The sequence below is a fragment of the Gracilibacillus massiliensis genome (assembly GCF_001458115.1).
Lineage (GTDB): Bacteria > Bacillota > Bacilli > Bacillales > Amphibacillaceae > Gracilibacillus > Gracilibacillus massiliensis.
The window spans coordinates 1-2,982 of sequence record NZ_CZRP01000002.1; the positions used below are offsets into that span (position 1 = coordinate 1).

Sequence of the window (2,982 nt, forward strand, 5' to 3'; positions counted from 1 at the left end):
TGGTTTTCTTTGCCAAGTTAGCTTCAGCCGTGCACCCGGAAAGGGAGTGTTTTTCCGTAGCGCTGGATTAGCATTCAACAAAATACTTTTGCCAATAATTCAACGACAGTTACTTCGCAGTTTAGTTATTATATGAACAATTCCTATACTTATTTATTTTAAAAGACGCCTTATTCAGGCGTCTTAAATATTGGTTTTTGGTAGGATTGTTTAATTAGTTTTTGTTGGATCGTGGGTGATAAGATACTATAATAGGCATGATCAATTCGATCATCGAATGTTTGGAGCGGGTACGGCTTTTTATTGCTGGTAAATATATTTGTTTTTATTTGTTTTTTGTTTTGGTTCAGCCATTGTTGACCGGTTGAAGACATCGCCAATACACGTATTCCTGGTAACTTTTCTTTATTTACTAATTCTTCAATCGTACTTTTTTGAGTATTTGTTAAAATGTTTGCAAATATACGTTGCAAACTTGTCCAAGTATACCTTTTCGTTTTGATTAAATCCATGAATTCTTCAAAGTCACTAGCTTCTCTTGCTTTTTCTCTGATTCGATTCTCTATGCCTTCTTTCATACCATGAATGGCCTTTAATTCCTCATTCGACATCGTTAAGATCCGATATTTTAGTATAGGGAAATAAACGCCCCAGTCATGCCATGAACCGTACTTTTCTTGATAGTTTTCAATCATTTCTCTTGTTTTAACTGGCACAGCCTTGTTAATATCTTCTTCCTTTTTGTGCAATAGCTGCTTTCTAATACTTGTTGCACTCGCGATAGAATCATTAATTTCACTATCATGATAGTCATTTTTAATTCGTTTAATTGTGTAAGGTTCTATATTTGAATGTAAATCATAAATGTTTTTGACATATTGGTAACCTAAAATATTGTTTGGTTTAGTAAAATCAATGGATAGCTGGTCACCACCTATGTGTGTGAAAGCTAACTCATTTGCTTTTGGATAAGAATATCCCTTATTTAAAACATCTTTTAAATAGGCGTCATACTCTTTTTGATTTGTTTTGATGAGCTGATACATTTGAATAAAGTCATGTATTCTGCCATGCTCACTACCAAAGCAAATGGAATCAACCTGTAGATTGTCTAAAATAGTAATGGCTCCTTTAGCAAATAACTCACTATGCTGCACGGCATAATAATAAGGCAGCTCAACGATTAGATCTATTCCTTGTTCGACCGCTATTTTGGCGCGACTAAATTTATCAATGATTGCCGGTTCTCCACGTTGTAAAAAATTACCGCTCATAACAGCAATCACGCAATCAGAGTCTGTTATTTTTTTTGCCTGTTGAAAGTGATAGTGATGTCCGTTATGATAAGGGTTGTACTCAACTATAAGTCCGCAAGCTTTCATAGGTACCTCCTATAGCAAAAAATGAATTATTTCTGGTTAGTTGTTTATGATAAGCATATTGTAGTACGTAGTATAGCATATTCATAAACAAAAGTTTGTAGTGTAAAGAAAATATATTGACAAATGAGCAATTTCCTTTTAAAATATTTCTTGTTGCCTTGAGGTGAATTAAATGAAATTATATATTCAAAAACTTAAACAATCACAGGGAGAACCCGTTTCTTTTCAAGAAAAAATTGATATCTCAGATATAACAAATATGGATAATGATATCCGACGTATTGAACCTGTTCTAGTGAAAGGAACAGCTAGAATTGATGGTGACGATATTACCTGTGATTTTCAAATTCAAGGAACGATGATTCTACCTTGTGCACGGACGTTGGTAGATGTGCCGTTTGATTTTTCCATTGATACGGTTGAATCATTTACCACTTCTGTTTATCGCGAGGAAGCTGAAGTACATTTAATTGATAGTGAGGTGCTTGACTTAACACCTTATATCAAGGAAAATGTATTATTAGAAATACCTTTACGAGTGTTTGCGGAAAAAGAAAAATTAGAAGCAAATACAGTCAAAGAGGGGAAGGGATGGACTTTAGTAACGGAAGAAGAAGTTACTGAAAAGGTTGATCCACGACTCGAAAAACTAAAGTCTTTATTAGATGACAAAAGTAATGAGGAAGATAGTAAAGGATAAATCTTTACTTCTCTTTAAAGGAGGTGTAATGTATGGCAGTACCTAAGCGTAGAACGTCTAAAAAAGTGAAAAACCAACGTCGTACTCATAAAAAATTACATGTACCAGGAATGGTAGAATGTTCAAATTGTGGTGAGTTAACAAAACCACACCACGTATGTAAATCTTGTGGACAATATGATGGAAAGCAAGTAGTTGAACAATAATTTGATATGATACTACCAAAAGTAGTGTAGAGGATATTCTCCTTTACACTACTTTTTTTATATAGGAAAGTATAAAGTGCTTCGATTAATCGCATTCATACCTCGAATACTTAAGAATAATTTCAACTTGTTACGTATAAGTAGGACTATGCGACATAACCCTAGTTTCTAATTATGAGATTTGAGAACTGCGTAACAACCGCTTCGGCTTGTCGGCTTCCCTTTCCGCGGGTTTTTCTCCTTAGCTAACTTTTTAAGCAAAGGGCGCTTAAAAAGTGGATCTTCGGATAAAAAATTCCCGCAGGAGTGGAAGCCGACGCCTGCGCTTGTGGATGCTCTACAATTTAAGCAAGAGTAATTATAATGGCTTTATTTACCCTCTTTAGGTATTCTCCAATTTTTTAATGACTTAAGCAATTATTTTATGAAGATCCAAAATGTTAGCATTTGTAATCGTTCTAGAGTCTCACTGAGCGTAGGCGTCCACTTCGACTCCTAGGGGATCAGCGCGATCTGAAGATCCACTTTGTAAAGTGATCTTCTTTACAAAGTTAGCTGAAGACGCGCCCCCATAGCCGTCAATTTAAGCATATTGGTTTAAAAACGTCTTGTTTTTTCGTTAAGCTCGTATATAACGAAATACATTTGGAGGAGGCGTTTGTACTTATGTTATCTACGATTCGTTCCTTTGTAG

The 2,982-nt window shown here is 35.0% G+C and carries 3 protein-coding genes; 2 read left to right on the forward strand and 1 reads right to left on the reverse strand.

The genetic code is table 11. The annotated features are described in order from the left end of the window. Positions 1-170: 170 nt before the first annotated feature. Entirely contained in the window at positions 171-1,382 is a 1,212-nt protein-coding gene (locus BN3107_RS00020) for a nucleotidyltransferase (RefSeq protein ID WP_058305614.1), read from the reverse strand. 172 nt (positions 1,383-1,554) lie between these two features. Between BN3107_RS00020 and BN3107_RS00025 the strand changes: the two genes are divergently transcribed. Together BN3107_RS00025 and rpmF are read left to right on the forward strand one after the other, a co-directional pair. Continuing rightward, entirely contained in the window at positions 1,555-2,082 is a 528-nt protein-coding gene (locus tag BN3107_RS00025) for a YceD family protein (RefSeq protein WP_058305615.1), read from the forward strand. A 32-nt stretch (positions 2,083-2,114) separates the two neighbouring features. Then, on the forward strand, positions 2,115-2,288 hold the full coding sequence (gene rpmF / locus BN3107_RS00030) for a 50S ribosomal protein L32 (RefSeq protein WP_018932780.1): 174 nt from the start codon (positions 2,115-2,117) through the stop codon (positions 2,286-2,288). The last annotated feature ends 694 nt before the right edge of the window (positions 2,289-2,982 follow it).